The sequence below is a fragment of the Nonomuraea sp. NPDC005650 genome, assembly GCF_040605375.1.
Lineage (GTDB): Bacteria > Actinomycetota > Actinomycetes > Streptosporangiales > Streptosporangiaceae > Nonomuraea.
Genome location: NZ_JBEXCR010000022.1, coordinates 77,275 through 104,099 on the forward strand (window position 1 = coordinate 77,275; position 26,825 = coordinate 104,099).

General features: G+C 65.8%; 28 protein-coding genes and 2 pseudogenes. 15 read left to right on the forward strand and 15 right to left on the reverse strand.

What is annotated here, in order from left to right; all coding sequences use genetic code 11:
* Window positions 1–97: 97 nt before the first annotated feature.
* Window positions 98–1,312 (reverse strand): helix-turn-helix transcriptional regulator, encoded by a 1,215-nt coding sequence (locus tag ABZS69_RS34575; RefSeq protein WP_355379587.1) that lies wholly within the window; start codon window positions 1,310–1,312, stop codon window positions 98–100.
* Between the two features lie 775 nt (window positions 1,313–2,087).
* Here ABZS69_RS34575 and ABZS69_RS34580 point away from each other — a divergent pair.
* From ABZS69_RS34580 to ABZS69_RS34590, 3 genes are all read left to right on the forward strand, one after another.
* On the forward strand, window positions 2,088–2,399 hold the full coding sequence (locus ABZS69_RS34580) for a winged helix-turn-helix domain-containing protein (RefSeq protein WP_355379588.1): 312 nt from the start codon (window positions 2,088–2,090) through the stop codon (window positions 2,397–2,399).
* An 11-nt stretch (window positions 2,400–2,410) separates the two neighbouring features.
* On the forward strand, window positions 2,411–2,884 hold the full coding sequence (locus tag ABZS69_RS34585; protein WP_355379589.1) for an NUDIX domain-containing protein: 474 nt from the start codon (window positions 2,411–2,413) through the stop codon (window positions 2,882–2,884).
* A 354-nt stretch (window positions 2,885–3,238) separates the two neighbouring features.
* A complete protein-coding gene (locus ABZS69_RS34590; protein ID WP_355379590.1) occupies window positions 3,239–4,774 on the forward strand; it encodes a hypothetical protein in 1,536 nt (511 codons plus the stop codon).
* Window positions 4,775–4,824: 50 nt separating this feature from the next.
* Here the strand turns inward: ABZS69_RS34590 and ABZS69_RS34595 are convergent, their stop codons facing one another.
* The 4 genes from ABZS69_RS34595 to ABZS69_RS34610 form a co-directional block, all read right to left on the reverse strand.
* On the reverse strand, window positions 4,825–5,847 hold the full coding sequence (locus ABZS69_RS34595; RefSeq protein ID WP_355379591.1) for a DNA adenine methylase: 1,023 nt from the start codon (window positions 5,845–5,847) through the stop codon (window positions 4,825–4,827).
* A 721-nt stretch (window positions 5,848–6,568) separates the two neighbouring features.
* A complete protein-coding gene (locus ABZS69_RS34600) occupies window positions 6,569–6,769 on the reverse strand; it encodes a hypothetical protein (RefSeq protein ID WP_355379592.1) in 201 nt (66 codons plus the stop codon).
* Between the two features lie 124 nt (window positions 6,770–6,893).
* Window positions 6,894–7,604 carry a hypothetical protein gene (locus tag ABZS69_RS34605; protein ID WP_355379593.1) on the reverse strand — a complete coding sequence of 237 codons (711 nt, stop codon included), beginning with the start codon at window positions 7,602–7,604 and terminating at the stop codon, window positions 6,894–6,896.
* A 447-nt stretch (window positions 7,605–8,051) separates the two neighbouring features.
* Window positions 8,052–8,192, reverse strand: coding sequence for a hypothetical protein (locus tag ABZS69_RS34610; protein WP_355379729.1), 141 nt, complete (start codon window positions 8,190–8,192; stop codon window positions 8,052–8,054).
* On the opposite strand from ABZS69_RS34610, the pseudogene ABZS69_RS34615 reads away from it, so the two are divergent.
* Window positions 8,181–8,312 (forward strand): annotated as a pseudogene (locus tag ABZS69_RS34615) (NUDIX domain-containing protein); the annotation flags it as partial. The gene ABZS69_RS34610 and the pseudogene ABZS69_RS34615 sit on opposite strands and share 12 nt — an antisense overlap.
* A gap of 11 nt (window positions 8,313–8,323) precedes the next feature.
* Here the strand turns inward: ABZS69_RS34615 and ABZS69_RS34620 are convergent.
* Window positions 8,324–9,349 carry a LysR family transcriptional regulator gene (locus ABZS69_RS34620; protein WP_355379594.1) on the reverse strand — a complete coding sequence of 342 codons (1,026 nt, stop codon included), beginning with the start codon at window positions 9,347–9,349 and terminating at the stop codon, window positions 8,324–8,326.
* 549 nt (window positions 9,350–9,898) lie between these two features.
* Between ABZS69_RS34620 and ABZS69_RS34625 the strand changes: the two genes are divergently transcribed.
* Window positions 9,899–10,789: a hypothetical protein gene (locus ABZS69_RS34625; protein WP_355379595.1), complete on the forward strand. Its 891-nt coding sequence runs from the start codon at window positions 9,899–9,901 to the stop codon at window positions 10,787–10,789.
* Between the two features lie 321 nt (window positions 10,790–11,110).
* Here the strand turns inward: ABZS69_RS34625 and ABZS69_RS34630 are convergent, their stop codons facing one another.
* Window positions 11,111–12,184 (reverse strand): hypothetical protein, encoded by a 1,074-nt coding sequence (locus ABZS69_RS34630; RefSeq protein WP_355379596.1) that lies wholly within the window; start codon window positions 12,182–12,184, stop codon window positions 11,111–11,113.
* A gap of 81 nt (window positions 12,185–12,265) precedes the next feature.
* Here ABZS69_RS34630 and ABZS69_RS34635 point away from each other — a divergent pair, with 81 nt between their 5' ends.
* From ABZS69_RS34635 to ABZS69_RS34645, 3 genes are all read left to right on the forward strand, one after another.
* Complete coding sequence (locus ABZS69_RS34635) at window positions 12,266–12,823, forward strand: Imm21 family immunity protein (RefSeq protein ID WP_355379597.1); 558 nt, start codon at window positions 12,266–12,268, stop codon at window positions 12,821–12,823.
* Between the two features lie 473 nt (window positions 12,824–13,296).
* On the forward strand, window positions 13,297–13,818 hold the full coding sequence (locus ABZS69_RS34640; RefSeq protein ID WP_355379598.1) for a SigE family RNA polymerase sigma factor: 522 nt from the start codon (window positions 13,297–13,299) through the stop codon (window positions 13,816–13,818).
* 23 nt (window positions 13,819–13,841) lie between these two features.
* On the forward strand, window positions 13,842–14,732 hold the full coding sequence (locus ABZS69_RS34645) for a hypothetical protein (protein ID WP_355379599.1): 891 nt from the start codon (window positions 13,842–13,844) through the stop codon (window positions 14,730–14,732).
* Between the two features lie 199 nt (window positions 14,733–14,931).
* On the opposite strand, the gene ABZS69_RS34650 is transcribed toward ABZS69_RS34645, so the two are convergent.
* Together ABZS69_RS34650 and ABZS69_RS34655 are read right to left on the reverse strand one after the other, a co-directional pair.
* The gene (locus tag ABZS69_RS34650; RefSeq protein ID WP_355379601.1) at window positions 14,932–15,423 is read right to left on the reverse strand and encodes a DinB family protein; all 492 of its coding nucleotides are present in this window, start codon (window positions 15,421–15,423) and stop codon (window positions 14,932–14,934) included.
* Between the two features lie 91 nt (window positions 15,424–15,514).
* Window positions 15,515–15,727: pseudogene (locus tag ABZS69_RS34655) on the reverse strand (IS30 family transposase); the annotation flags it as partial.
* Window positions 15,728–16,002: 275 nt separating this feature from the next.
* On the opposite strand from ABZS69_RS34655, the gene ABZS69_RS34660 reads away from it, so the two are divergent.
* On the forward strand, window positions 16,003–16,680 hold the full coding sequence (locus tag ABZS69_RS34660) for a hypothetical protein (protein ID WP_355379602.1): 678 nt from the start codon (window positions 16,003–16,005) through the stop codon (window positions 16,678–16,680).
* 567 nt (window positions 16,681–17,247) lie between these two features.
* Here the strand turns inward: ABZS69_RS34660 and ABZS69_RS34665 are convergent.
* The gene (locus ABZS69_RS34665) at window positions 17,248–17,709 is read right to left on the reverse strand and encodes an NUDIX domain-containing protein (RefSeq protein ID WP_355379603.1); all 462 of its coding nucleotides are present in this window, start codon (window positions 17,707–17,709) and stop codon (window positions 17,248–17,250) included.
* 182 nt (window positions 17,710–17,891) lie between these two features.
* Between ABZS69_RS34665 and ABZS69_RS34670 the strand changes: the two genes are divergently transcribed.
* From ABZS69_RS34670 to ABZS69_RS34680, 3 genes are all read left to right on the forward strand, one after another.
* Window positions 17,892–18,278 (forward strand): hypothetical protein, encoded by a 387-nt coding sequence (locus ABZS69_RS34670; RefSeq protein WP_355379730.1) that lies wholly within the window; start codon window positions 17,892–17,894, stop codon window positions 18,276–18,278.
* Window positions 18,279–18,828: 550 nt separating this feature from the next.
* On the forward strand, window positions 18,829–20,013 hold the full coding sequence (locus tag ABZS69_RS34675) for a helix-turn-helix domain-containing protein (RefSeq protein ID WP_355379604.1): 1,185 nt from the start codon (window positions 18,829–18,831) through the stop codon (window positions 20,011–20,013).
* Window positions 20,014–20,149: 136 nt separating this feature from the next.
* On the forward strand, window positions 20,150–20,410 hold the full coding sequence (locus ABZS69_RS34680) for a hypothetical protein (protein WP_355379605.1): 261 nt from the start codon (window positions 20,150–20,152) through the stop codon (window positions 20,408–20,410).
* Window positions 20,411–20,457: 47 nt separating this feature from the next.
* On the opposite strand, the gene ABZS69_RS34685 is transcribed toward ABZS69_RS34680, so the two are convergent.
* Both ABZS69_RS34685 and ABZS69_RS34690 read right to left on the reverse strand, forming a co-directional pair.
* Window positions 20,458–21,171, reverse strand: coding sequence for a class I SAM-dependent methyltransferase (locus tag ABZS69_RS34685; RefSeq protein WP_355379606.1), 714 nt, complete (start codon window positions 21,169–21,171; stop codon window positions 20,458–20,460).
* Window positions 21,172–21,285: 114 nt separating this feature from the next.
* Window positions 21,286–22,941: an ADP-ribosyltransferase domain-containing protein gene (locus ABZS69_RS34690; RefSeq protein WP_355379607.1), complete on the reverse strand. Its 1,656-nt coding sequence runs from the start codon at window positions 22,939–22,941 to the stop codon at window positions 21,286–21,288.
* Window positions 22,942–23,143: 202 nt separating this feature from the next.
* On the opposite strand from ABZS69_RS34690, the gene ABZS69_RS34695 reads away from it, so the two are divergent.
* Window positions 23,144–23,818: a macro domain-containing protein gene (locus tag ABZS69_RS34695; protein ID WP_355379608.1), complete on the forward strand. Its 675-nt coding sequence runs from the start codon at window positions 23,144–23,146 to the stop codon at window positions 23,816–23,818.
* Between the two features lie 10 nt (window positions 23,819–23,828).
* Here the strand turns inward: ABZS69_RS34695 and ABZS69_RS34700 are convergent, their stop codons facing one another.
* Window positions 23,829–23,990, reverse strand: coding sequence for a hypothetical protein (locus tag ABZS69_RS34700; protein WP_355379609.1), 162 nt, complete (start codon window positions 23,988–23,990; stop codon window positions 23,829–23,831).
* A 119-nt stretch (window positions 23,991–24,109) separates the two neighbouring features.
* Entirely contained in the window at window positions 24,110–24,388 is a 279-nt protein-coding gene (locus ABZS69_RS34705) for a hypothetical protein (RefSeq protein WP_355379610.1), read from the reverse strand.
* 131 nt (window positions 24,389–24,519) lie between these two features.
* Here ABZS69_RS34705 and ABZS69_RS34710 point away from each other — a divergent pair, with 131 nt between their 5' ends.
* Window positions 24,520–25,263, forward strand: a complete 744-nt coding sequence (locus ABZS69_RS34710; protein WP_355379612.1) for a PAS domain S-box protein — start codon at window positions 24,520–24,522, stop codon at window positions 25,261–25,263.
* A 199-nt stretch (window positions 25,264–25,462) separates the two neighbouring features.
* Window positions 25,463–25,705, forward strand: coding sequence for a hypothetical protein (locus ABZS69_RS34715; RefSeq protein WP_355379613.1), 243 nt, complete (start codon window positions 25,463–25,465; stop codon window positions 25,703–25,705).
* A 104-nt stretch (window positions 25,706–25,809) separates the two neighbouring features.
* On the opposite strand, the gene ABZS69_RS34720 is transcribed toward ABZS69_RS34715, so the two are convergent.
* The gene (locus ABZS69_RS34720; RefSeq protein WP_355379614.1) at window positions 25,810–26,790 is read right to left on the reverse strand and encodes an LLM class flavin-dependent oxidoreductase; all 981 of its coding nucleotides are present in this window, start codon (window positions 26,788–26,790) and stop codon (window positions 25,810–25,812) included.
* Window positions 26,791–26,825 lie beyond the last annotated feature (35 nt).

Below are 26,825 nucleotides of genomic sequence, written 5' to 3' on the forward strand. Positions count from 1 at the left end.
ACGTACTACCCTATTCGTGTAGGCAGGACGCCGAAGCGCCCCCGGGTTACCTGACGGGTGGGGAGCCAATGCGCGGATAGGCCCACCGTTGTTGGGATCAGAGCAGCCGCATCACCTTGGCGAGGTTGAGAATCTCGCGCTGACGGTGCAGCCGCCCGCTGTCACGAAGGTCACGCACGATGTTGCGGACCAAGGGACGGTTACGGACGTGCTGAGGAGCGATGCGGTCGGCGCGCAACAGGGCGTCCGCCGCCTCATTGTCCTTCCGGTTCATGTGGTAGCCCGCCGCCGTGCACGTCCAGTAGTGCGCCTGCCGCTCCGACGAAGCGATCTCGGCGATCTCGACGTGTTCGGCCCGGGTGATGACATCGCGAGGCCGGCCCAACTCCATGCTGACCTCGACGGCATGGATGGTCGTGTTGACCCGGTTGAACTGGGTCTGGAAGACGTTGCCGTCCCGCGGGAGGATCTCCGCGACGCGACGAGCCTCCTCAAGGTGGCCTTCCGCCTCTCTCTGATCCCACAGCCGGGAGTACGCCACGGCGGCCCGCAGGTGCAGCGCACCCCACATCGCCTTGATCGTGTCGTCCGTCCCGACATGAGGTTCGATCTGATCGAGCGCCGACAGCGCCGCGCTCTTGGCCGGGTCGAGCTGAGCTTCGTGCAGCCACACCCCGCACAGGTCCCAGCTTGCCGCCGCGATCAGGTCGGGCGAACCGACCCGTTGCGCGGCGACGAGCTCACGCTGTACCGCGGTCCAGCCCAGGTCGTGGTGCCCGAGCAGGTTCGACGACACCCGCGCCATGTGGCACGCCCGCAGCATCAGCGCCTCGGCTCGATCGCGATCGGCCGACGAGCCGCTCGTGATCGCGATCAGGTCGGTAAGAATCCTGGGCAACACCTCGCCCAGCGCGGTGAACTTGGCATCCTGGCGAAGCTGCTCGGCAAGACGAACATTGGCCTCCAGCTCCTGAAGCGTCCGCGGTTCCCCAGGCGCCGACAGCACTACCCCGCTGGGCAGGGAGGCTTGCTGAAGCGCGAGCCGGAGCCCGGGAACGGCGGCGTGCCCGGAGTCGAGTTCGGCTGTCTCGTGCTGGTACGGCTGGCCGGTCAGCTCGGCGACCTCCACCCCGAGCACCTCGGCGAGCTGGCCAACAATGCTCATCCGATCGAGCGGCATGCGACCGTTCTCCACTTTGGACAACCAGGAGACGGACCTGCCGACCTTCTCGGCAAGGGTCGTTTGATCCCAGCCTTTGCGGTGACGAGCCCGCGCGATCCGCTGGCCCTGCGTCACGTACTCTGTTGCCACGTCGCCGCCCCTCCTTCTCGTCGTCTGCTTCGACGATAAGACGGGTGACCTGCGTCACTGGCAGAAAAACTGCCAGTCGGCGGGCATGCGAAACCGCAGGTCAGTCTTCGACCTGCGGAAACATGCCGTCACACGCAATTGCAAATCGTGACGCTACGTGTGCGGGTTGTCAGTTCGGCTCTATCCTCACCTCGCTTCGCCCTGCATGATCTGCCGCCAAAGCCTCTCGGCGTCGCCGACCTTCACCCAAGGGCTCTCGACGACGACCGGAGGCGAGACGGACCGGTCATGCCGACGCACGAACCCCAGCCCACCGGCTCTGCACTCCTCGAAGACCAGAGGCGAGCACTCGCATGTATAGGCCCGAACTCGGACACAAGTCGCACGCCGCTGGACGGGCGACCAATCCACCGGCACTGCATCCGGCCGAGGCAAGGCGGGATGCACACTGTGAAAGTCACCGAACTCCGCCACAGGTTCACCGTCCTCCGTGCCGCGTGAAGGCCCGGGCGTGGTCGGCGAGGCCGACGAAAACCACGGGCGCCGGACAGGCGTTGGTGAGCGAGTAGCCAGCCCTGGCCGCATTGCGCGCCCTCACGGGGCGACCAGCCTGAGGGCCTATGCGGAGCCCCACCCGGAGGGGCCCTGGACCTTCGCTCACCAACACCATGTGTCAAAGCTAGCAAGCCTGTAAGCCCCTGTCTATCCCATGCAGTTCCATGGAGCTGCATGATCCGGAATGAAGGGCCGTGAAACGCCCTCCTACTCTCATACCGTGGCCAGATATGTCGAGCACACACGCACCTGGGAGTTCGACGAGGACCGTTCCCGCTGGGAGCAGATCCTCGAAGTCCTCGTTGTGCGGATCGACTCCGGTGAGTGGGGACCCAAGTTCAAGATTTCCGAGGTCAAACTCATGGAAGAGTTCGGAGTCGCCCGCCCCACCATACGCAAGGCCATGGAACGCCTCAGAGCCGCCGGCAAGGTCTACACGGTCCCTAACCTGGGCAGCTTCGTGAACACTGACCACGAGGCAGGACAAAGTAGCGACACGGACAAGCCCAAGGACGAGCTCTCGGCGGAGTAGGCTCCTGGGGCGTGAGCCAGCGGATCGATCACCACAACGCCCCGGACGCGCCAGCCCCTAACAGCCTCGTTCCCTCCGTGAATGTCGTGGTCACCAACGACGTCGGCGAGGTGTTGCTGATCCGGCGCTCCGACAACGGCAACTGGGCCATCCCCGGCGGCGCCATTGATCTCGGCGAGTCCATCCCGCAGGCAGCCATCCGGGAGACCCTCGAAGAGACCGGGATCGTCTGCGAGATCACGGGCCTGGTCGGTACCTACAGCGACCCCCGCCACGTCATCCACTACACCAGCAACGACGAGGTTCGCCAGGAGTTCTCCATCGTCCTCACCGCGCGGGCCATGAGTGGCCAGCCAACTCCGAGTTCAGAATCGCGAGAAGTGCGCTGGGCACCTCGGCACGAGCTCGACGACTACAGCATGGACCGCTCCATGCGACTAAGGATCGGCCACTACCTCCAAGGCGGCAGCCCGCACATCGGCTGAACCACCCACAGCCAACAGCGCCAGACATCAGCCAGGCGACATAACCACAGTTCAGAGGCGTGGAGACCGATGTCAAGATCGCCTGGATGAGACTTTTCTCTACGGTCTCAAGGGCAGCCCGCCTGCGGCGGGCCGCTTGGTCGCGCGCTCACTGGCCGCGCTGCGGCTCTCCGGCCGGTCGCGGCCAGCAGCGCGCATATTGCCCCGGTAGCGACTGATATGCACGCTAAGCATAGGTCTGCACTGACTCCTACCTGTACTTCCGAGTGCCCCTCATACATCGATATACGGTCGCACCACCAGCCTCCACAGGGCTATTCTAACGTCAGGGTAAAGTTGCCTACGGAGGAGATAATGGCTGACTGGCCAACAGATGACCGGCCACGGCACATCGCGGTTTCGAAGCTCCTGTTCGATCAGTTCAATGCCCGTCTCGGCGATCCGCAGCCCGATCAGCAGGAGACCATACTCGCACTCGCCGATCTTCTCGGGCCACAGCTCCTCCGGCTGGCACAGGATATTCTGATCCACGGCACCGACCGCAGTTCATCTCTGATCGTGACTACGGAAGGCGCACCCGCTGGCAAGTATCGTGTCCTTGAAGGCAACCGACGCCTGCTCGCCATCAAAGCCTTGGTGCGTCCACGAATCGTAGCCGATGTCTTGACCCCAGTGCGCTTCAAGCGTCTCACCGACATGTCCACCCAGTTTCACGACAATCCGATCAGGAAGCTATGGTGCGTCATATATGAGGCCGAAGAAGAGGCTGAGCACTGGATAGAGCTTAGGCATACAGGCGCTAACAATGGTGTCGGTCTAGTCGAATGGAACAGTAACGACCAGGACCGCTGGAAGAGCCGTCACGGAGACCCAACCAATCGAAAGGAAGCTGGACAGGTTCTCGACTTCGTCGACAGGCTCCATCCACCCCTGCCCGACGACAATAGGAAAATCTTCTCAACTCTCCAGAGGATCATTGTTGCTCGCAGCATCAAGGACAAGCTGGGGATTGAGATCAAGTCCCGAATAGTTTATTCATACTTTCCTGGGCCTGAAGTGATGAAAGGCCTGGCCAAGGTAGTGCGGGACCTGCGGAGCGGCCGTATCAAGGTCACAGACGTCTACCATTCGACGCACCGCGACAACTATATCGAGCAGTTTAAGGCGGATGAGCTGCCCGATCCAGCAACTCGGCTGACCGAAACGGTTGTGCTAAGTAAGCTGCCTCTCGGTGATCTCGACACACAGTCGTGCAGCGCCTCAGAAGCGAGCAGCTCTTCTGCTCCCACAGAGAATGACAACGGTGCCAACAGCACCAATGAGTCAGCAGCCGGCGGCAGCAGCGAGCCTGCTGGCGAATATGCCACTAGTACATCCGCCCCATCAGAGAATCCAGGGAACGGGCAGGCTGCCTCTGGCGGCGCGCGAAAGAGCCGCGTCAAACCCCTGAAACCTCGATCCACCACGATCCCAGCTAACTGTTTCCTGTGGATTCAGCAGCCTAGAATCAACGCCATCTATCGAGAGCTTACCGCCCTCGATGTGGATAGCTTCACCAATGCATGTGCGGTCACGCTGCGGGTATTCGTAGAGCTCAGTGTCGACCATCACATAGCCGTGAATAAGATCATGCCAGAGGCAGTCGCAAATAATTTGCCGTTGGCAAAACGCTTGAAGGAGCTAGCACGGTTTCTGCGCACCAATGGTCGAATCGGCGAGCAGCTCGAGAAAGCCATTATCAAAGTCGCGGACGGCACCGGCCTGTTTAGCGCTTCTACAACAACGTTCAACCAGTATGTCCACAATCAGTTCGCGTACCCACAGCCCACCGAACTGAGAACGGCATGGGACGAGCTTGAGCCCTTTATGCTCGCCCTCTGGGTAAGGTAGCATAAAAGTATTACGTGGCGACCGCTATCGACGCGGGAGCCACGTAATGCTTAGCGCCGAGCATCGTTTATACGCTCTTCTGGCACTTTAGAAAGATTTGTAATAATGAGTTCCGTAGCTCCGCGCTTTTCATGACGATTACAATATAGCAGATCGGTCGTATGAAGTCGCGGACTTCCAGCTGGCACCAAATCACTCTCATCCTGATTTGCTTCTTGAGCGGAGGAGCGATACAGGTCGATGATTTCTTGGTGATAGTCGTACGATAGTACCCACGGTGTATGCAAGCCGGTGAGAAGCTTAGCTAGGCGCTCGTGCTCCTTTTGGCCGAACGCCTTGCGATAGAGTCGCTCGCCTTTATCCCAGAAGGGCGGGTCGAAGTAATACAGTCGAGATGACTCTGAGTAGGACTTCTCTACCCATCGGACAGTCGCATGCACGTCGGTACGCCGAACAGCGGCGATCCTCCCGCTGGCGGCCAGTTCTCCAATTTGCCGCAGGCGAAAGACAATCTCATCCTTGTAGAATCGGCAGTCGATCTTGTATTTGCTCTGCTGCTTCTGGCCACCGATAGGTCCCGCCCGTCCTTGCAGGATCCCCGAATAGCTCGTGCGATTCAAAAAAAGGCACGCGTAAGCCTTCTCTCGCAAAGTCTTCCCTGGATCAGCCCTAAGCCGATGCCACTCCTGCAACGTAACCTCTGCCGCTTGTATATCCGAGACCAGTTGTTCCGTGTTGAAGCATGCCTGATGCCAGAAAGCATGCACCAACGGATCCAGGTCCGCCAGAACAACGCGTTCGACGAGACCGGCCGCTAATAGATGTAGCGATACGGCCGCACCCCCCGTGAATGGCTCCACAAACAAATCCAGAGGTGATTTGTCATTCAGCTTCAATAGATCAACAAAGAAGGGGACGAGCTGCCGCTTCCCTCCTGGGTAGCGGAGTGGACTCCACAGGTCGGCATTCCTTGTTGCACGCTTTTGATGTGCTATGGGTTGCAAGTGATAATCACCTAGGGGAATGAGAAGTTGCGCTTCGCTTACGCCTTGCAAGGAGGCCGTGTCCGACATCGTCAAACCTCCTCGCTTTGACTACCAAGACAAACTTGTTAACAAATTCTAGGGGACTGCAGCCTACCCATCTAGGCATATATGCAACGATCTCACAACTTAACACCAGTGATTGAGCTATTTTCACGATCGCGATTTTCCTCGCGGATTCCACCTGTTCCTGGCTTACGCTCGTCCCGCCACGCCGTATTCTTGTATGCCACCCCCGGACTCACATATCTGATGCCACTCACGGTAGCTCATTTGTGCCTGCTGATCTCGATATACTGCCACACCGCCCTGGGCAGCAAGCTATAAGGGGCCCCTACTGCATTGGCTTGACAAGAGCTTGCCGCGCGGCCATAGCGTTGACCGCCAGGCTACGCAGCAACAGCCAGCCGCTTGCTGGCCCAGTACCCTGGGGGCTCCGCCGCCCCCAGACCCCCGCGGGCCGCAGCAGCCGTCGACGCCTAAGCTCGTCGACCGCATCCCGCCGTAGCGTCGACAACTACTGCGGATCGAGCCGGCGGTGTGGGTCAACTTGCTAACGGCAGTGCTAACAACGCCCCTGGACACCGGTATACATGTCTGGAGATCTCTTGCGCCAGAAGGTCCCTGATCAGGCGCTTGTGACAGCAGCAGGCATCCGTGGACGGTCTCGATCTTGCTACGGATCAGAAGGTTACGGGTTCGACTCCTGTCGGCCGCGCACAGCACGAAAGGCCCGTCACCAGCGGAAACACTAGGACGGGCCTTTATCGTTGAGGCGATCCTCCGGTTTCTCCGGCCTCTCGGGAGCCACCAGGCGGAGCTTCCCCAGGAGAGCGCCGGAAATCGCCCCCGTCGCCGCCCGCTCATCACCCTCCAGCAGATGACCATAGACATCCTTCGTCGCTTCAAGCGCCGTTTCGCGGCGGGCTGTGTGACTTGTGTACTGGATCACCCGATCGCGATCTCCCTGAGCAGTTCAGCAAAGATCTCGATCTCGTCCATAGCAGCGCCTGTGAGATCCAATGCTCGAACGGCTCTGCGGGCGTGCAGCGGAGTTCTCCTTTGGGGTTGCGACCTCAGGTGCCAGCGAGGGCGCGGGTGACGGCGATGGCTCGGTCGGCGGTGAATGCCCCCGAGGATCCGAGACAGCGGCGGCTGTGGGGCTCATCGCAGACAATCGCGCCGTTGCTCAGCCCCTGCCAAGTGGCGGGTTCCCAGTAGGCCTGGTTGTCATGAAGGAGAATCTCCGCAATGCGGGCGGGCTCTGGGCTGGTGGTCAATTCGGATAGTGCCGCAGCGACGGTCAGGACAGCGGTGTCGGGGAGGTCGGCGTCACCGAGGGCGGGCAGGAGGATGAGGAGTCGGCTGGCAGCGTCCAGCAGCGCGCCATCACCAGACATGGGTGGCAGGTTGGCGATGGTGATGAGCTCGGGCCAGGACAGACCGGGGCCGATGAAATTTCCTTCTACTGCGGTGAGATGGAGATCGTGGGGCCAATCGGGGTGGGCCAGTACGTAGTCCAGGCCCATGTCGCCGTCCAGGTTCCGGTAGATGATGTGGATATTGCCTGTGCTGCGCAGCGGAACCGTGAAGACAGGCCAATGGTCGTGATCGAACATTCGATCGTGGAGTTCTTCGGCATCGACGATGTCCACCCCGAATGCTTCCTCAATGTCATTGAGCCCGGCTGCTCCGGTCAGCGCGGAGTGGATGGCCCAGAACACCGGATCGCTCAGGAGATAGGAATCCTCGGTGAGGGGGTAGCCCTCGAACCCAGTGATCAGCATGGGGAGGATTCTTCCAGCGGGTCTGCGGGCAACAGGTTGGTTCCGGTTACCGCCCTGGAAGACCTGGACCGTGCGCTCGTCGAGGCTGACAGCACGCTTCCTCGTTTCCCGTCGACGGACGATGCCGAGCCGTAGATGGTGATCTGCTTGCCATCTAGGTCGACGTCAGACCAGCGGAGGTGCAGCAGTTCGCCGCGTCAGGCACCGGCATAGGCCGCAACGTGAAAGAAGGGCCAGAGCCGGTGATCGCGGGTAGCAAGGAGGAATGCCCTGGGCTGTTCAGTGGTCCAGACGGTGCCAGCCTCGCTGATTTCTCGGCGCGGGCGCTTGGCCTTCTCGACCCGGGCTGGACGACAGGATCTGTCGACGTTCACGGCATCTTGGAATGCCTTCCGGAGTACGGCGTGGACGTAGTCGACCGTACGCCAAGACAGAGACCGCCCCTGGTCATGCCATGAGGTCCCGGTACAGCTTCGTGACCGTGGAGGCACGGACGGCTTGCAGCCGCAAAGTGCCGATGGGGGAGCTGATGATGTGCCGGTAGTCGGCCGGCGTCTTGGGTTTGATCTCGATAGCGTGGGCTTCGATCCACTCTTCGAGGTACTCGCGGACAGTCTCGTTCCGTCCGTGATCGTCGTGGTGACCAACGACGCCGGCGAGGTATTGCTGGTCCGCCGCCCCGACAACGGCAACTGGGTCCTACCTGGGCGCGGAGCTGGTCAATGCGGCGTGCTCTTACCTCTGACCGGCAAGAGCCCACTACGGAGACGGTCATCCCCATGACCGTGTCCCGACCGCCTCAGCAGCGCCTCGTCGGCCTCTGGCAGCCAGGAGTGCGGCGGCCGGCGCAGCCAGCGTTCCACGCTTCGGATCTCTGTCACGGCCTGGAGCAGCGCGTCCAGGCCCGGATGCCGCAGGCCCTCGGGGAAGACGAGGTTCTCCAGGGTGAGCGGCACGGGATCGACCAGAGGCCGCACCACGGCGCCCGGGATCCCGCCGATCTTCGCCGTGGCCAGCACGGGCTCTCGGTGCCGTTGCAGGTAGAGGCCCATCTCGTGGGATCCGACCGGCGGCGCGTGTGGCGTGGCCAGCTTGAGCCCGAACTCCTCCGCCAGGCGCTCGCCCAGGTCGGTCCACTCGGTGGTGGCGGGATTGCCCGCCATCGCGTCCAGCGGGAAGCCGGCCAGCACGCCGAGCGGTACCTCCTCCAGCGCGGCCAGCGGATGCCCCTCGGGCACCAGCGCGGCGAGCGGATCTAACCGTACGGGCACCTGGGCCAGCCCCTTGCGCATGTGAGCGGGCAGTCCGGCGAACCGGCCGAACGACGCGTCGAGACGCCCCTCCCGCATGGCGGCGACCCCAGAGGCCAGCCCGCCGTGGAAGCGAGCGAGTATCTCCACTCCTGGCGCCAGCTCCCTGGCCCTGGCCAGTGGCCGCGGCGGCTCGTGCCCCTGCATGTTGACGTCCACGAGCAGCGGCCCCCGGGCGTTGGAGACCTCCGCGACCAGCTCGTCGTGCAGCGCGAGCAGCCGCCTGGCCCCGGACAACAGCCGCGCTCCCGCAGGGGTCAGCTCCACCCGTCGGGTGGACCTGGTGAACAGCGCCTGCCCGAGCTGCTCCTCCAGCCGCCGCACGTCGCGACTGAGCGCCTGCTGGGCCACGTACAGGCGGGCTGCGGCGCGGCCGAAGTGCAGCTCCTCGGCGACCGTCACGAACACCCTGAGCAGCCGGGGATGCAGGTCCACGCGGCAACATTAACAACAGATCCGCGTTAATCCCGGCCTTTCCGGTGTTGGACCCTGCGTCGCGATCTCCATCAGGCTGAACCCATGATCTCCATAAAAGAGCTGCTCAACGGCATGCCGCTATCGCCCGCCCAGATCGGCGTCCTCCTGAGCCTGGTCCACCCGCCGGGGCTAACAGCGCAGACCGTCCCAAGCAGGTCGCCCACGAAGTCGGCGATGAAGAAGCCCAAGCACAGAAAGTTCAGCACTCGCACGACGTAGCGCCAGGACCACGGCGGGGGCCCTGGTGTCGAAGTAGATAAGCATGAACGGATAGATCAAGGCGTCCAGGTTCGACCTGTTGGCCGGCCGTCCACCAGGCCGACGTGCAACGCCAGATCGATACACCGCGATGACGACTACTCAAAGGTCTCCCTGCTGGTCTACATCAGGGGAGTTGCCACCGGATGAGCGGGCCGGCCGAGTGCGCCCCAGGCGGAGATCGTCAGAACCCGGAAAGCCAAGCGGAGGCGCCGGGTGTTGGCTGATCATGGGGTGGAGGGAGGTCTCGTGCGAAGGATGATCGCGTGCCTGTCCATGGTGCTGCTGCTGTCTTCCTGCGACTGGCTCCATCAGGTTTTGCCCGGCGGTTCCCATCGCCTCTCGCCTGACGAGTTCAAGGATCGCGCCAGGGAAGTTGCGGTGCGCTGGCAGGACTCGGCCGACGACCGCGCCTGGCGCAAAGGGTTCATTGCGCTGGAACGGCTCAACCAGCAGGGATGGAACCACGTGGACCGAATCCCGGCCTGGGTGAGCACAAGCTCGGACAATGGCGCTTGGCAGCTGGCCGCCAAGCTGCCTGCGAACTCCCCGGACCGCGCCGACGTGCGATGGCCGGACGGCGAGGTCTCGCAGGTGCCGCTCATCTCGGCGGCGAGCGCGTACGCGGAGTTCAGTAAGCCGGCGGACTTCATCGAAGATGAGTGCCCGGCCGAGGGATGCCGTCCGCTCCGGGTGACCGACGCCAGACTGGGCAGGGTCCCGCTGGAGACCAGTCGCGGCACGATCCAGGCGCCCGCCTGGATGTTCACCGTCGAGGGAGTCGAGCAGAAGCAGGTCCATGTGGCGGTCGCCCCCTCGGCCGTCACCGCTCGTCCCGAACGGATGCAGGGAGGCACCGGAGAGGTGATGGCGTTCGACCTTGTCACCGGCAAGCCGAACGAACTGCTTCTCGAGTACGGCTACGGCGCCTGCGACACCATTCACGGGGCACGCGCTTACGAGACCGACCAACTGGTCGTGGTCGACGTGGACGAGGAGGGCGCCAGCTCCGGGGCGAGGTGCCCAGCCATACTCAAGCTGGACACGATCACCGTCAGGCTCACGCGACCACTCGGCGACCGCCTCGTGCTCGACTCCGGCACGGGGCTGCCGGTGCTGCGAGGACTGCACAGGCGCTGACGGCCCGACGACCGCGTACGGCGCCTGCAGGGATGTGCGGGCTGTACAGCAGCACGTACAGCAACGCCGCCTTACCCGATCGCATGCCGGCTCTTCGCGATCACCACTTGAGCAGGATGGTCGCGCGTCGATCGGACATCCGCCCTTCCCTACGGACCAGAAGATGGGCCCACTCGAAGTACGTTGCTCCTGGAGCGAAGGAGCTGTCTGGGTGTCCCCAACCAGGTCCGGAAGCCGCTAGTGGATGCTTGTTCTCACTTGTAATGAAGTGCTCTGGGCGTAGATGCCGTTCCGGGCCGCAGGGCCTGCGTCGTTGCGCTCCTACCGGCTCGGCGTGAAGGACGAGACGATCAGCCAGATGGCGCCGGCCACGATCATGATCGCGACGGCGACATCCCTCGTCCGGCTGGAGATCAGGCCTTTCAGCTGCCCGCGGATTATGCTTCGTGCCAGGTGAACGGTGCCGACCCAAGAGATCCGTACCTGGGGGTGCCAAGCGGCCAATGTGACGAGAACGGCCGCGAGAAGCAGGCGCCAGCGCACCGAATCGGCGAAAAGCAGCCCGAAGGGGTCACTCTCCCGACTGAGGTACGTCACGATGTCGAGCAGTACGAAGAAAAGAAGAGCCGCTGCGGTCGCGATGCCGACTGTGCGTTTCCACAGGGTTGGAGCGGTGGCTGTCGCGGCCGCTGCCATTGCAACGATGACGACCGGCAGGCCGATCGTGTCAGCGTCACTGGACCACCACGCGAGGCCGTCCCAGGAGGACGCCTCGGCCACGTAGACGGCGCCCAGGAACCTGTCGTATGTGGCCGGAAGGCGGTGGAACATGGCCGCCCATCCTGCCGCGACGGCGGCGCCGGCCCAAAAGATCATCCCGTACTTCCTGCGGGGCAGGGGTGATCGGGCCGCCAGAAACAGCGCTCCCGCGGCCATCGGATACGAGATGATCAGGAGCCAGGGCGGTGCGACCGTGTGTTCCCGCCCGGTGCATGGATCGGGGCCCGGCAGGAGAAACGCGACGACGAGCCCGTACGCGAGCACTGTGGCGATCGCGGCGACGGCCGTGAGCGTGGCTCGGCGTGAGCCGTTCAATACAAGGCCGGCCACGGCGATCGGCAGCAGGAGAACGGCCCAGAACAGCAGCTCTCCCGGCAGGTCGTCCGGCGCGTAAACACCCAGCCCGTACGGACCTGCCAGCGAGTACGGACCCTCCAGCTCGTACGGACCTTCCATCGAATAGGGAGCGGGGGCCGCCGAGGAACAGAACCACCCGACGCTCTGCCTACCGACCCCGAAGGTGGTCAGGATCACCGGTCCGGACGCGGCCACAACCGCACCGAAGCGCAGTAACACCGCCTTCGGGGATGGCGTATACGCCGCGGGATCCTGCATCACGGCACCTTCTCCCGGAAACGATCAATCGGCGTCAGCGTAGTGGATGACCATCGGCTGAGAAGGGCCGCTTTCAGCGGCATGGACACTACCTTCTACGTGGATACACCGATAGAAGCGAGGCCATCATTGCTTCACGCCTGGGTCCAAAGCGCGGGAGGCCCACTGATCGCCGTCCCCAAGTCCGAGCTGAACCGTTGGGAAGGTGTGGATGACAACGACGGTCCCGTAGAGACGTGGGGTGACTACGGCCGCGCCTGTGCCGTCGAGGGCTACATCGGCCTCATTACTGTTGGTGCGCAGCAGGCCCTTGTCCTCGGTGACGAGCCCGCCATGACGACCTACCTGACGGCCGAACGCCTCTTTGTGCGCTGGGCCGCCGCAGACACCGAAGCCGCGCTGGTCGGGGCGGCCAGACGAGCCCTCGTGGGGCAACCGGATTGGGATGATGACGAAGATCTGATCTGGGAGGTACGGGAGGTGGCTGTGCTCTTTGACTCGGCGATTCCTGGCGCTGAGCTGGAGCCTGACGAACGACTGATCCTCGATCTCAATCCTGGTGAGTACAGGGTTCGAGCCACCTATATGAAGGATGAGGACAACGGGATGATTCTCGTCCACCTCCAGCCGACGACCTGAGCCCCGCTAGCACTCCCGCATACGACGTGGCTCATCGTCATGGTCTCCAAGGCGGCTCCCGCCGAGGGGTACGCACGACAGCGCACACCGGTGGATCCGGCGCTGTCCAGCCGTGTGCCGACTACGCGTAGTGGACTGGGTCGAGCCACATAAATGCAATATGCGATGGAAGCGAAGGCTTCCTGGAGGACGTCGATCCCCCACCAGGCGTGCCGTGTCGCGGTCGGGCCGGCCTTGTGGCGGGTGAGTGCGCGAGTGCGGCAGCGGTCTGGTCAGCGTCGGAAGCGCAGAAGACCTCCGCCTTGTCGCGGCGGCGGATTCGGGCGGGCCAACCATTCACGCCCAGGGGCCGGCGCCGTGGAACCGCCAGGTCTGTGACGAGTCCCGTGCTTCTTTCCCTCCCGGGACGGGTCAACCTGGAACGGGGTCCAGGGAGTGTCAGGGGTGGCTGATCGCTGATGAGAGGAGACGGGGTGGATGCTGAGTTCGCGGAGTTCGTACGGCATCGAGGCGAACACCATCTGAAAACGGCGGTCCTGTTAACCGGGGACTGGCATTTGGCCGAGGACCTGGTCCAGACGAGCCTCGGCAAGCTGTACAAGGTCTGGCACCGCCTGGACACCAGCAGCGGGCCGGACGCCTACATGCGCCGCATCCTGGTGAACACCCATCGATCCTGGTGGCGGGCCCGCTGGCGGCGCGAGATCCCGCGCGCCAACCTGCCCGACGGGGCGGGCGCCGCCGACATGGGCGAGGTGGGAGCGCTGGCCGAGGACGTACGTCAGGCGCTGGCGAAGCTCCCGGCCAAGCAGCGTACGGCGCTGGTACTGAGATTCTTCGTGGACCTCCCGGAGGCGGAGGTCGCCGAGCTGATGGGCTGTTCGGCCGGCACGGTCAAGACCCACACGCACCGGGGACTGCGCGCCATGCGGCAGTTGATCCCATCTGACGTGCTGGTCAACCAAATCGAGCAGAAGGGGAGTGGCATCCATTGACGAACCAACACGAGGAGCCTGTCATGAAGGAACAAGAACTCCGCGTACTGCTCTCCAGGGCCACTGAGGACATGCCGGCGAGCGTACGGCTGATGCCGGCGGTGCGGGCGCCCCGACGGAGGCGGGCGCGCGTGCTGGTCCCGGCCATCGCCGGCCTGGGCGTGGCAGCGGTGGTCGGCACGACCGTGCTGAGCCTGCCGGCGAGTCAGCCCTTCGCGCAGGCCGCGATGATCGCCGCGGTCGACACCACCTCCCAGTCCAGCTTCCGCTTCCACGAAACCATCGGGAACAGGAAGTGGGAGGGTGCCGTCGATCCCGTACGCCAAGTGGGTGTCATCACCAACGCGGCGGAGGGGAACGAAACCCGCTTCGTCGGCGACAAGATGTACAGCCGTAACCCCGAGACCGGGACCTGGGCCGCCTATCCGCGCCCCGAGGTGGAGTTGGCCAACGCGTCGCCGGCTGTCGCCCTGATCAAGCTGGGCGCGCTGAACCCCGACCATGCTCTGGAGCGACTGCGCTCAGCCACGGACGTCAAGCGGAGCGGCCCCGCTTCCGGCACGGGGTGGACCGGAAAGCGGTTCACCTTCTCGCTCAAGGATTCGGTCCCGGCGGCTCCGGAGAGCAAGAACGCCGATCTGGAAGGCGTCGTGGACGTGGACGATCAGAACCAGGTCCGCAGGCTGGAAATCATCTTCGAAGACGGACACCGTATCGTCACGGAATTCAGCGACTACGGCACCCCGGTCCAGGTCGAAGCCCCGCCGGCCGACCAGGTCCGGCAGGAACCGTCCGTCAAGGGGGACAAGGGGCTCGCGGGCAAGCCCAAGGAGGGAGACTCCCCGGCCGATGTGAAGAGAGTGTCCCCGGACCAGCTCAAGAAGGAACCGTCCCCGGACGAGGTCACCAAGTAACCGGCCGAAGCGTCCTGACGACCGGCACCCTCCCGGAGCCCCAGGCCCGTTCCCGCCGGGGAGCGGGCCTGGGGCCCATGACGGCCCCGGCGGATTCGAGGGGTTGTCGCAACACGGTGACCGCTTATTGGCGGCGGCCAGCGTAGCGAGCCGAAATGGGTACGCACCTCATAGCCGGAAGCTGGCGTTCCCCCTGAGTTCAGCCAGGCCGGTGGTCGCCGGTGGCGCCGTCGATGAGCTCGCGCAGGATGTCGAGGTGGCCCGCATGCCGTGCCGTGTCCTCGATCATGTGGATCAGCACCCAGCGCATGCTGACCGTCTCGCCTGCCCACGAGGTGCCCGTTTCCTCCAGATCGAGCTCGGCGATTGCCTTGTCGGCGGCATCCCGGGCGCGGCCGTAGAACGCGACGATCCGCTCGATGTCGTCGCCGGGCGGCAGGTCCATGTCCTCCTCCGGCGCGAACCACAGCGGCTCCACCTCCTGCCCGAAAGTCGAACAGAACCATCCATACTCGACGGCCGCCAAGTGCTTGACCATCCCCAGCAGGCTTGTGCCCGACGGCGTCATGGGCCGCCTGGCCTGCTCTTCGTTCACCCCTTCCAGCTTCCACAGCACCGCGTCGCGGTGCCGGTCGAGGCTCGCGTGCAGGCTCTCCTTCTCACCGCCGGTGAGCGGCACCTGTCTGTTCATGGCCAGACCGTAACATCCGCGTTCCCGCACGTTGCCGGTGCTTCGGCGCTCCCGTTCTGAGCCAGGCGCAGGTTGCCAGGAGTCCCGCGAGGCGTTCAGCCGGGGTGTCCCAGTCCAGCGTCTTGCGAGGTCTGGGGTTCAGTTCGGCGACGACGGCGTCGAGGTCCTCGCGGGCGTGGACCGACAGGTTCGTGCCCTTGGGGAAGTACTGGCGCAGCAGGCCATTGGTGTTCTCGTTGGAGCCGCGTTGCCCGGGGCTGGCTGGGTCGCAGGAGTAGACGGGCATGTCGGCGGCGATGGAGAACTCGTGGTGGCGGCCATCTCGCTCGGTCGTTCTGGCTCTGCCGGAAGTCGGTCAACGCTTCAGCGAAGGCGCTGTAGGAAACTAGTCGCTCCTGCCAGAATCTCTCTTCTCGCGCGGCCTGGCGGGCCTGCTTCACCGCACGAGCCTGGAACACGTACGTGACGGTGGCCCCGAGCAACCGCGGTCATCGGCTGTGTGCCACCGCACGGACGGTGGGGCCCATCTGTGCCGGCGACGTGGAGGCATGCAAGGAAATGTCGCCGGCATCCGATTGGATGAAGTTCATGACTGCTCACGATGTGGCCCGTCTGCTGCCCGAGATCCCGCAGCTCCGTGATCTGTGTCGGTCCATGGCGGTGCTGGAGGCGATCCTGAGCCTGGAATGGTCCAACCGCTACCACTCCTTCGACACGGGCTGGGGCCCTGGAGAGGAGATGGCCTCGATGCGCAACGGCTCGGGAGACGAATACTCCATCGTCTTCTCTGCTGCGGGGGCGTACATCCGCGGCTTCGCTCACGAGGCGGTGATGAGCCCCTACGGCAACGACGGGCCGTGGCCGGGGATGCTCGACTCTGTCCCCGAAATCTTCCGCCACTGTGTGCAGGAGCCCGCATTCTGCGACAAGGACGGTACGCCGGTCGTGACCGCTTGCCTGTGGCGTGAGGCCGGTGATGACTGCTGGCGGGTGGGTGAAATCGACTACCCGGACGACGTGAGCGATCCCGATGGGGCGGCAGATCTGTTCGCACGGCTCGTCGATCCGTCTCCGGAGGCGTTCCGGCGGTTCGCAGAGGACTACTACGAGGTACCCGTGGATCTCGATGCGGTACGACACGTCTACGCCCTCCGCCCGCTGACGCAGGTGGTGGTCACCGCGCTGAACGCTGACCTTTCCATAGAGGACCTCGCCGACGACCTTGTGACAGCCCGATATCCGTCCGTTGCCGGCTGAGAAGCTGGGAGGGCCAGCGCGGCTCTTCTCCTGCGCGTGCTTGGAGGCGACAGCGCTGAGGCTCATCGGCAGAGTGCTGTACGTACGGCAACACCGCCTCACGCGATCTCATCGCATCGGCCCATATCCGCCGCCTCAGCAGGGCGGCATGGAGACGTACAAGCTCGCACGTTTGCAGCTTTCGGAGCCTTAGGGCGCAGGTCACAAGCCACGTCCGGCCTATCGGCGATCATGATCGGCGGCTTCACCCGAAGACTGCGGAAGGGCTGTGGATGTACCGAAGCGTCGTTGCCTGTGCGGCCCGCTTCGCGGGAGATCGGGTGGCGTGAGTTGACGGACAGGGTTCAGGCGGAGTGTGACGTGGTCGTCATCTGGCATCGATACCTTGATCGAATATGCGTCGCGGAATGCAGTGCATGTCATCGTGGCCAGGGCTGGGCCTCGGGTTAGAGATCACGGTACGCCGCGCGGTGGCATGGCCGTTCTGGGGGCGATCGGTACAGGAGGCCGCTGCCGGCTCGGTGCCTCACTCCCAGAGCTCCAAGTGCGCTCAGCCCGGAGCGAAGGTCAGCTGCGCAGCAGCTCCGCGAGCGGCTCGCGCACATCCGCGGGGTACAGGTTCAGCTGTTCGAACTCGGCGACCGTCGCCCATCTGAGCTCGAAGGTGTTGTCCGGTCCGTGTTCCGTAGCCTCCTCGCCGGAGAGCATCGGGGCGCCGTTGACGTCACGTATGAGGAAGTAGAAGGCCGGCCGGCCGTTGTGTGAGCTGGCGAAGAGCAGCCGGTCGATCGTCCCGGTGAGAGTCGTCTCCTCGTGGAGTTCACGAACTGCCGCGCTCTCTGGCGACTCGCCATCCTCCACATGGCCTCCGGGAAGAACCGCGTAGTGGTGCCCGGGACACGCCGGCCCTCGCCGGCCTCCGGCGTCGCACATGACGCAGGTGACGCCGGGGGCGCGCCGGAGGAACCGCTTGATGACCAGGACTCGGATACCGTCGACGACCACGGCGACCGCTCGGGGGATCGGCATGAAACGGATCATACGATTCGGTCCGGCGGAATCGGATGAGTTCCGCCGGGCCGTCCGACGAATGGGGTGGGCGTCCTCAAGTTCGTGACGGTCCCCGGGGAGCACGGGTTCGAGCACGCCCCAGGGGGCTGCGTCGGTCCTTACCGTCAGTTGTCGGGTTCCTGTGGGGTGCGAGTACCGTGATGAAGATGGTGCACGAGCGCCTGATCGGAGTTACAGTCGCCCAGTTCGTGCATGAACCCGACATCCCTGAAGTCGTCGATGTGTGGCTTCTCTTCGAATCAGTGACCGTGGGCGTCATGGTTGCCGCCGACTGGTCGTTCCGGATCGAGCCATGCGTACCGGGGCAGAGTTATGTGATGGAGGAGCTTGGCAGTCGCGTCGACGTGATCTCCGCCCCCGACGACGTTCCCTTCGTACGGCACATCGGCGAACGGCTCATACGCGTTGTCGAGCGATTCGGCGGCGGGGTGGATGGCACCGAGCAGGTGGGAGCGGAGTTCGTGTTCGACTCGGGGACTGTGATTGCGGAGAGCTTCGGCGGTGATCTGCTGATGAGCAGAGGCTGACTCAAGGCGAGGGCAAGAGTCTCGACCGGCCCGCGATACGAGCTACCTGTCGGGTATCGGTCCTTCCTGCTCCAGGTTGGGCGCGGCGGCCGGCGTCGCTGTGCAGCAGAGCACGTCCGGCGTGGGACAAGCGCGAGCGGTCGACGTCCCGGCGGCTCATTCAGGCTGCGCCGTCTTACTCGTGAGGTGGGCGGCGGTGCCGATTGTGCGAGGGACCCGATGAGGGCGATGAGTTTGCCGGGTCTGAGCGGCTTGCCGCGGTCGCCGGCCAGCGAGAGCCTGCCGTTCTCCTTCCAGCCCAGGTGAGGCGGGTAGCCGAGCACCTGGGCGAGCGGTGCCCCGACGACGCGAAGGACGGCTCCTGATCCCGTCGCGAATGAAACTTTCAGCGCCCCTCGGCGGCCCGAAATTCATTACCTGGCCACGCGCCCCTTTCTGTGGAGTGACCGAAAACGCCAGAAAAAAATCCACTGATACAAACCCGCCCGGCCGACGAATACCGGACTGCGCGTTTCACGGAGACATGAACGGGTCACGGGGAGAATTCGACATGGGGCACCTCTTCGGCATGCTCAAACGCCGCGCCGACGACAACGCGAGGAAAGTGGTGGACGCCTGTGTCGGCGAGATCGCCGGTTTCCAGGCGATCGAGGCCAGATCGCGGCAGTCGATGATGGAGTTCGCGGTCGTCGTACGGCGCCGGACCGCGGAGCTGGCCGCCTCCGGCGAGCCGCTGCTGGACAGCGACCTGGCCTTCATCGAGTCGGTCGGCGAGCAGCGCGGCACGCAGGGCGTGGCGCCGGGCTGCCAGCGGGGCGCGCTCGCGCTGCACGCCGCGTTCACGCTGCGGGAGATCTCCGAGGCGGCCGGGCCCGGCGATCTGGCCGACACGATGCGCATGATCGACTGGCTGGCCGAGCAGGGTACGGCGGCGCAAGGGGTCTACACCCGCGGCTACCTGCGGGGGTACGAACGGTTCCTGCCGACGGCCTCGCGCGTCCACCTGCTGGCCACCATGGTGCTGCACGACGATCCGATGGCCGGTGAGCTGGCCGGCAGCCTCGGGGTGCCGGTGACCGAGCACTACCTGGTCACGGTGGTGCGGGTGGCCACGGAGCCGTCGACGAAGTGCCGGGAGGAGGTCGTGGGCGCCCTGCTGCAGCGGCATCGCATGCCGTTCGGGTGGCAGGAGCCGGACGAGCTCGTGGCGCTGGTGCCGTACGACGGGACGCGGCCGGAGCACCGGGCGGCGGCCGAGGGGTCCGGGCTGGCGCTGGCGCGGGCGGTCGCCGAGGTCGTGGGGCGGCCGTGCTCGGTCGGCACCGCCCACGGGCGTCGCCGCGCGCTGGTCCAGGCGGCCGCGCTGGCGCGGAAGGTCAGCCGGGCGGCGCCGATCGAACGGGTGCCACGCCGGCCGTACGGGGTGGCCGACGTGTTCGCGGAACTGGGCGCGATGGAGACGCCGCAGGTGGACCAGTGGTTGCGCGAGACGGCGCGGCGGCTCGGCGACGGGCCCGACCTGGTGCCCACGCTGGACGCCTACTACCGCAACGACATGAACCGGCAGCGTACGGCCGAGTCCCTGCACATCCATCCGCGCACGCTCGACTATCGGCTGCGGCGGGTGCGGGAACTGGTCGGGATCGAACCGGGCTCCACGCACGGCGTACGGGTGCTGAGCACAGCCGTCACCCGGCTGCTGGCCGGCGCGTGGAACGAGCACGGCTTTATCTGACCACGCTCATTTCCTTTCCTGGGCGCATTTTGACATTAGTGACAAGCGCCCCTGCGGTGGTTTTCGTGAAGTGACGATGACCGGCGCTCCTGGCTTGGCGAAAGCTTGGCGAAAGCTTGGCGAAAGCTTGGCGAAAGTGTCACTGACAAGGCTCGGCCGGGCCGGAAGAGAAACCCAGCGGGCCACCTACTCATGCTCCCGGAGCGTCCCGATCCCCGCGTACTACATCGACATCGACTGCACGATGTACACCGGGGCGATCAGGATCCTGGTGACCTGCTCCGACGGTTGCCAGTTCGCCAGCCCGATCATCTTCGCCAACAACCGGTTCACGGGGCGCGGCACGTGCGGTCCGCCGTGGACCGTACGTTCCGCCAACGTTGAGACGGTGTTCTGATGGATCAATCCGTTCTCCGAGCCACCCGGGACCACCGGGTGGCTCTCTCATGCTTGAAGCCTCAAGGCGAGAAGGCCCTCCGGGGCGTCGGACTGGACGAAACCGGCACCTGCGAGCTCCTCTCGGAGGGTCTCCCACGTGGGGCGGTAGCCGTGGCCCACGATCTCCTCTTCGCTGACCACCCGGTCACCTTGGGTGACGCGGTAGAGGTAGCGCCCCTTGAACGCCTCTTCGGTCGACTCGACGATCTCGGACGAGACCGTGTAGGTGTGCCGGCCCACCTGGCGCGAGTGCAGCTCCCGCAGCGGACGCGGCGCCGGAGCCCCGCCGCCGCCACGCCAGGTGAAGACGAGGAGGCCACCGGGTTCGAGGTGGGACGCCAGCACCGGCCAGAGTCGCTTGCGGTAGCCGGGCTCCAGCGCGTACATCACGTTGATCATCACGACGGCCTCGACGGGCTCGCCGTCCAGGTCGACGCTCAGCGCGTCGCAGGGCAGCACGGTGACGCGTTCGAGGAGGTCCGGGCGCCCGCTCAGCCGGGAGAGCAGCACCCCTCGCATGCCGGCCGACGGCTCCAGGGCGAAGATCTCGGCCGGTGTCCATTCGGCCAGCGACATGGTGATGAGGCCAGTGCCGGCGCCGATCTCCAGGATGCTCCGGCGTACCCCTTCCAGGACCGGAGGCAGCGTCTCGCGGATGCGCGGGACGTGACTCTCTTCGGCGAGAAGGTCGTAGAACGGGACGGAGAGGAAGTCGCTCATGGTCGCCCACGCTAGCCCGGGCCGGAGGCGGCCCGGCAGGCATCGGGGCATGCCGGGCCACTTGGGAGTCGCGGCGGCTCAGGCCACCTGGTGCTGCTCGGGAGTCGCGGCGGCTCAGGCCACCTGGTGCTGCTCGGCCAGTTCGGTGAGCGTCACGGTGCACAGGCCGCCCCGCTCCGCCTTGACGTCGGTCACCTTGAGCTGCGTGCCCGGGGCGAGGATGAACTCCTCCTCACCGGTGAACGCGGAGAAGCTGCGGATCCCCACGGCCCGTGCGGGGTGCACCTCGAAGAGGGTCCGCTTGCCGCGGCGGCCGAGGAACGCCTGGGCCACGCCGAGTTTCGACGTGCACGAGGACACGCCCCACCACGTCACGGTACGGCCGACGGGGTACTGCGCCCGCAGGTCCAGCGACACCCCGCGCCACAGCGGTTCCTCGCGGACCGGCAGGCGCGACACGGCCGAGAACAGCAGCCGCAGATACCCGAGGTACGGCACGACGCGGGTGCGGTCCGGGTTGCGCAGAGTCGCGTTGATCTGCCGGTAGAACGCCGACTCGCAGGTGTAGAGGTAGAGGGCCGCGATCTCATCGGCGGACAGGCCGGCGGTCGCGCCGCTCGACTGCATCTCACCGAACCGGTACGACTGCTCCACATGCCAGTCGAGCCCCGACAGCAGCTTGGCCACCGGGGTGACGGCCTCGCGGAAGTCCATGAGCGGGGTGGCGAACACACCGGTGATCGCCGGCAGCTCCAGCCCCTCGTCCTTGACGCTGGCGAGCCGTTCGAGGTAGAGCTTGTGCAGCTCCATCGTGGAGGCGATGAACGCCCCCATGCGGTCGGCCGTGTCGGCGTCCGGCCCGCCGCCCTGCGCCGCGCTCTTGTTCCAGCCCTTGCCGGGCAGCCAGTCGATCTCGTCGGCGCCGAGCGCCGCGAGTGCCGCGTTCACGTCGGCGAAATGGCTCCCGTCGCAGAAGATGTCGCCCTGTGCCGCCGGGTTGGGGTGGTCGATGTGCCGTACCTCCACGTCGGGGTACTTCTTCTCGAGCCGGCGTACGACCTCCTTCAGGCTGCGCGCGTGAGCCCCCCACCACGCGAACACCACGCCCCGATCCGCCTCGTCGGCGTTCTGCTTGGCCTTGAGGATCTCCTCGACGAGCTTCTCGACGACCGGTCGCCAGAACGCGGTGTGCTGGTCGGTGCCCATGGCCCCGTCACCGCTGGCGGTGAGCGCCGCGTTCAGGAGCAGCACGCCCTGCGTGAGCATCGCCTGGAACCACTCGGGCGGCTGTACGGTGTCGTGCTGCTTCAGGAGCGCGCGGATGTCGGCGATCGGCGTCTTCTTGGGGATCCCGTGCTTCCACATCGCCGCTGCCTTGATGATGCAGCGGATGGTGATGACCTTGCCGAACTGGCTGTCGGCCCAGTCGTGGAAGGTGTTGTCGAACATGGCGATGCCGGTGGCGCTCTCCGCCCGCGGGTACGGGTTCTGACCGAAGACGACGACCTTCCACTTGTGCGGCGGGTTGGGCTTGAGCGCCTGGAAGGTCAGCTCGCGGACGGGTACGACCTGCGGGCTGCGGTTCGGGCCGATGAACGTGGCCGCGGCCGGCTGGGCCTCGATGACCGGCTTCAGGAGGGGCAGCCAGGGCTCACCGCCGCCGTTGAAGAGGTCGGCCAGGGCCAGCGGGTCATCCGAGGCATTCAGGCCAGGCGAGGCCGGGGCCTCGGAGGCCTCCGAGGGCGGGGTGGGGGTGTCGGCGTCGCGCATCGCGGGCTCCCGGATCGGCGTGGCGTGCCGGTGACGGCACGGGGGACTGAGGTGGGGGAATTGTGCCGCGTGAAGATCCTGGATGTGATGCGTTCGCCTACGTGGAGATCATTCACACATCCCGGGCAAGATCCGGTTTGTCAGTGTGGGGCGGTAGGTTCGTGCCCACTCGAAACGTCCCTCCCCTCGCCTGGAGTAAGTCATGACCGTCAAGCCTGTGAAGCCGCCGCTCAAGGTGACGCTGGTGGACGTCAACGCGAAGGTGGTGCAGGAATGGCTGGCGGCGTTCGCCGACACCCCTGAGGTCGAGATCCACAAGGGCTCGCTCGTCTCCCAGCAGGTCGACGCCTGGGTCAGCCCGACCAACTCCCGCGGGCGGATGGACGGCGGGGTCGACGCGGTCATCAAGCGGCACCTCGGGGCCGGGATCCAGCTGCGCGTCCAGCGGGCGATCCGCGACCGCTTCGAAGGAGCGCTGCCGGTCGGCAGCGCCGTGTGCGTGCCGTCCGGGGCGACCAACCCGAAGTTCCTGATCTCTACGCCGACGATGGAGCTTTCCGCTCAGGACGTGAGCGAGACGCTGAACGTGGCCCTGGCCTGCGCCGCCGCGTTCCAGGCCATTCACATGCAGAACGAGAGGGAGCCGGGCAGCATCGAGTCGGTCGCGCTGGTCGGCATGGGCGCGGCGACGGGCAAGGTGCCGCCGCGGGTGTGCGCCAACCTGATGTGGACCGGCTACACGCTGTTCAACGACTACTCCTTCCACGACTACGACGACCTGCGCAAGACGATCATCGATCAGCTCGACGACATCGACAGCCGCCCCGAGGAGGAGCGGGTCCGGATCAAGCCGCCGTCCGACCAGGCGCGCGGCTGACGCCGCAGGATCAGAGCCGGCGCCGCGCCGCGGGCTGGAGGGCCGGACTGACCCAGCCGTTGTCGGCGGGGTTGACGGTCACCCTGGGCGCCACGATCTCGTCGATACGGTCCAGCACGTCGTCGGACAGCTCGATGTCGGCGGCCGGCAGCTGATACTCGAGGTACTCCATGATCGGCTCCTTCCCGTCCGTCGCCGCCTCCACTGTGCCGTCGCCGTACGACGCGTGGCAGGGCGGGCTGTTCGGGGGTGTGACAGGGCCCCTCACACTGCCCGGTCGCTGATCGCGCTTTAGAGCAGGCCCAGCTCGCCGAGGGGTCTGCGCCAGTAGTCCTCCTCCAGGGACCTGCTCTGGAGGAGGGCCTCGGTGTCGTCGTGGGTGCGGGTGAGGTCGGCGGTGACGTGCAGGATCCGGTTGAAGGTCCGGAACGCCTCGTCGTCACCCGGCTTCATCTGGCAGTGGTGAATGCGCTCGTACCAGTACTTCTGCTCCGCCTCGACCCGGGGAAGGAGCTCGGCGCGGGTGAGGGTGCGTGCTTCCTCGATGGTGAGCCGCTCGAAGCCTGGCATGGACTCATTCTGGCGCGAACGGTCGCGCGGCGTGAAGGCGATTCAGTCCCGGAACGCAGGGCCACGCCTCGACTTCGGCTCACGGCTGACAATCCCGCGAATGCCTAACTGCCTGCACTACTCTTGCCACCGTGAGTAACAGAGTCCTCCGCCGTGTCGGGCGGCGCGGCGCCTCCCTGGCGTTCGTCGGCCTGTTATCTCTGGCCATCGCCGCCTCGCTGGCCTTCGCGCCGGCGAGCCAGCGCGCCACCGCTTCCTACGCCGCGCTGGCCGCCATCGCGCCGTTGGACGTCTGGGCGCTGCTCTGGCTCGCCACCGGCCTGCTGTGCCTGGTGCAGATGTTCCTGCGCTCCGACCGGATGGCCTTCGCCGCCGCCACCGCGCTGGTGCTCCTGTACGGCCTGGTGTTCCTGGTCTCGACGTTCACCGGAGACAATCCGCGTGGCTGGGTGGGGGGTGCGGTGTGGCTGGCGTTCGGCGGCTGGATCACGCTGATCGCCACCTGGCCGGAGACCGTCACGCTGGACCGGATGCCGGGCTCCGGCTCGGCGGTGATCGTCGCCAACGCCGCCGGCATCATCCAGTCGTGGAACCCGCAGGCGGCCAATATGTTCGGCTGGAGCACCGACGAGGCGGTCGGGCGGCCGCTGACGATGCTCATGCCGGTGCGTTTGCGCGGCAAGCACGACATGGGGCTGGCCCGGGTGCGCGCCAACGGCCACTCCGAGCTGTCCGGCCGGATCATCCCGCTGGTCGGCCTGCGTCGCGACGGCACGGAGTTCGCCATCGCGCTGACCGTCAACGCCTGGTACAGCGACGACGGAGTTACGTACACCGGCGTGATACGCCCAGTGGAAGGAGGCCACGCTGACTGACATCCTCGTCCAGGTCGCCATCGGGATCGTCCCGCTCGGCGTCGCCTACCTGGCCTTCCGCTCCGCCACGGACGCGAACAAGAAGACCCAGCAGACCGCCATCCTCCAGGCCGAGCGCCAAGCCGAGTTAGAACGCTCCAAGGTAGACGCCGAGGCCTTCCTCAGAGCGAAGACGATCTACGAGGACGCGCTCAGCCAGATGGAGAAACAGCTGGGCCGGGTGCAGACCCAGGCCAACCAGCTCGGCACCGACCTGGTCAGCGAGCAGAGCACGGCCACGGCGATGCGCGAGCAGATCGGCCAGCTCCAGGCCCAGATCCGGGCGCTCGAACGCACGGTCGTCTCCCTGCGCGCCCAACTCATCGCGGCCGGAATGGCTCCCGTGCCCGCGTCCGAGGCCACCGGCCCCTACACGCGCAGGCGGCTGTTCGGCGACGGATAGCAGGACCTGAGAAACCCATCCCGCGGCCGTAAAGCCCGGCTGGGGCTCCCCCCGCCCCGCTCCCCCCGGCTCAGCGCGACCAGCCCAGCGCGACCGGCTCGCGATCAGAGACCGTGCGCCTCGGCCAGCAGCTCGGCCGAGCGGAGCCAGACCTTCCTGTCGGTGGCCGAGAAGGCGACGATCAGCTCGTCGGCCTGCGCCAGCTCGGCGAACCGAGCCACATAATCCCGGACCTCAGCCGGGTCCCCGACGGCCGAGTACTTGGCCATCTGCACGATCTGCTGCCCAGCCGGAGACCCGAGGATCATGTCCGCCTCCTCCGTCGTGAACGTCCGCCCCCGCCCCAGGAACCTGCTCACCCGCACCCGCTTCGAGGCCAGGAACTCCTCCTGCGCCTCCCCCGTCGTGTCCGCCGCGATCACGTTGAGCGCGGCGATGACGTAGGGCCGGTCGAGCTGCGCCGACGGCTGGAAGTCGCGCCGGTAGAGCGCCACCGCCTCCTCCAGCGCGGCCGGGGCGAAGTGCGAGGCGAACGCGTACGGGAGCCCCAGCGCGGCGGCGAGCTGCGCGCCGAACAGCGAGGAGCCGAGGATGTAGAGCGGCACGTTCGTGCCCTTGCCCGGCGTGGCGTCCACGCCCGGGATCCGGGACTCGCCCGCGAGGTAGCCCTGAAGCTCCAGGACGTCCTGCGGGAACGTGTCGGCGGACGACGGGGTGCGCCGCAGGGCGCGCATGGTCTGCTGGTCGCTGCCGGGCGCCCGGCCGAGGCCCAGGTCGATGCGTCCCGGATGCAGGGATTCGAGGGTGCCGAACTGCTCGGCGATGGTGAGCGGGGCGTGGTTCGGCAGCATGACGCCGCCCGCCCCGAGGCGAATCGTCCGGGTGTGGGCGGCGATGTGGGCGATGAGCACGCTGGTCGCCGAGGAGGCGATGCTGTCCATGTTGTGGTGCTCGGCGTACCAGATCCGGCGGTAGCCCAGCTCCTCGGCCCGCTGGGCCAGGGCGACGCTGGCGGCGAAGCTGTCCGCCGCCGTCTCGCCCTCGCCGATGATCGCCAGATCAAGGATGGACAGCGGCAGAGCCATGAGTACGCGCCTTTCGCCAGAGCGGTTCGACCTGG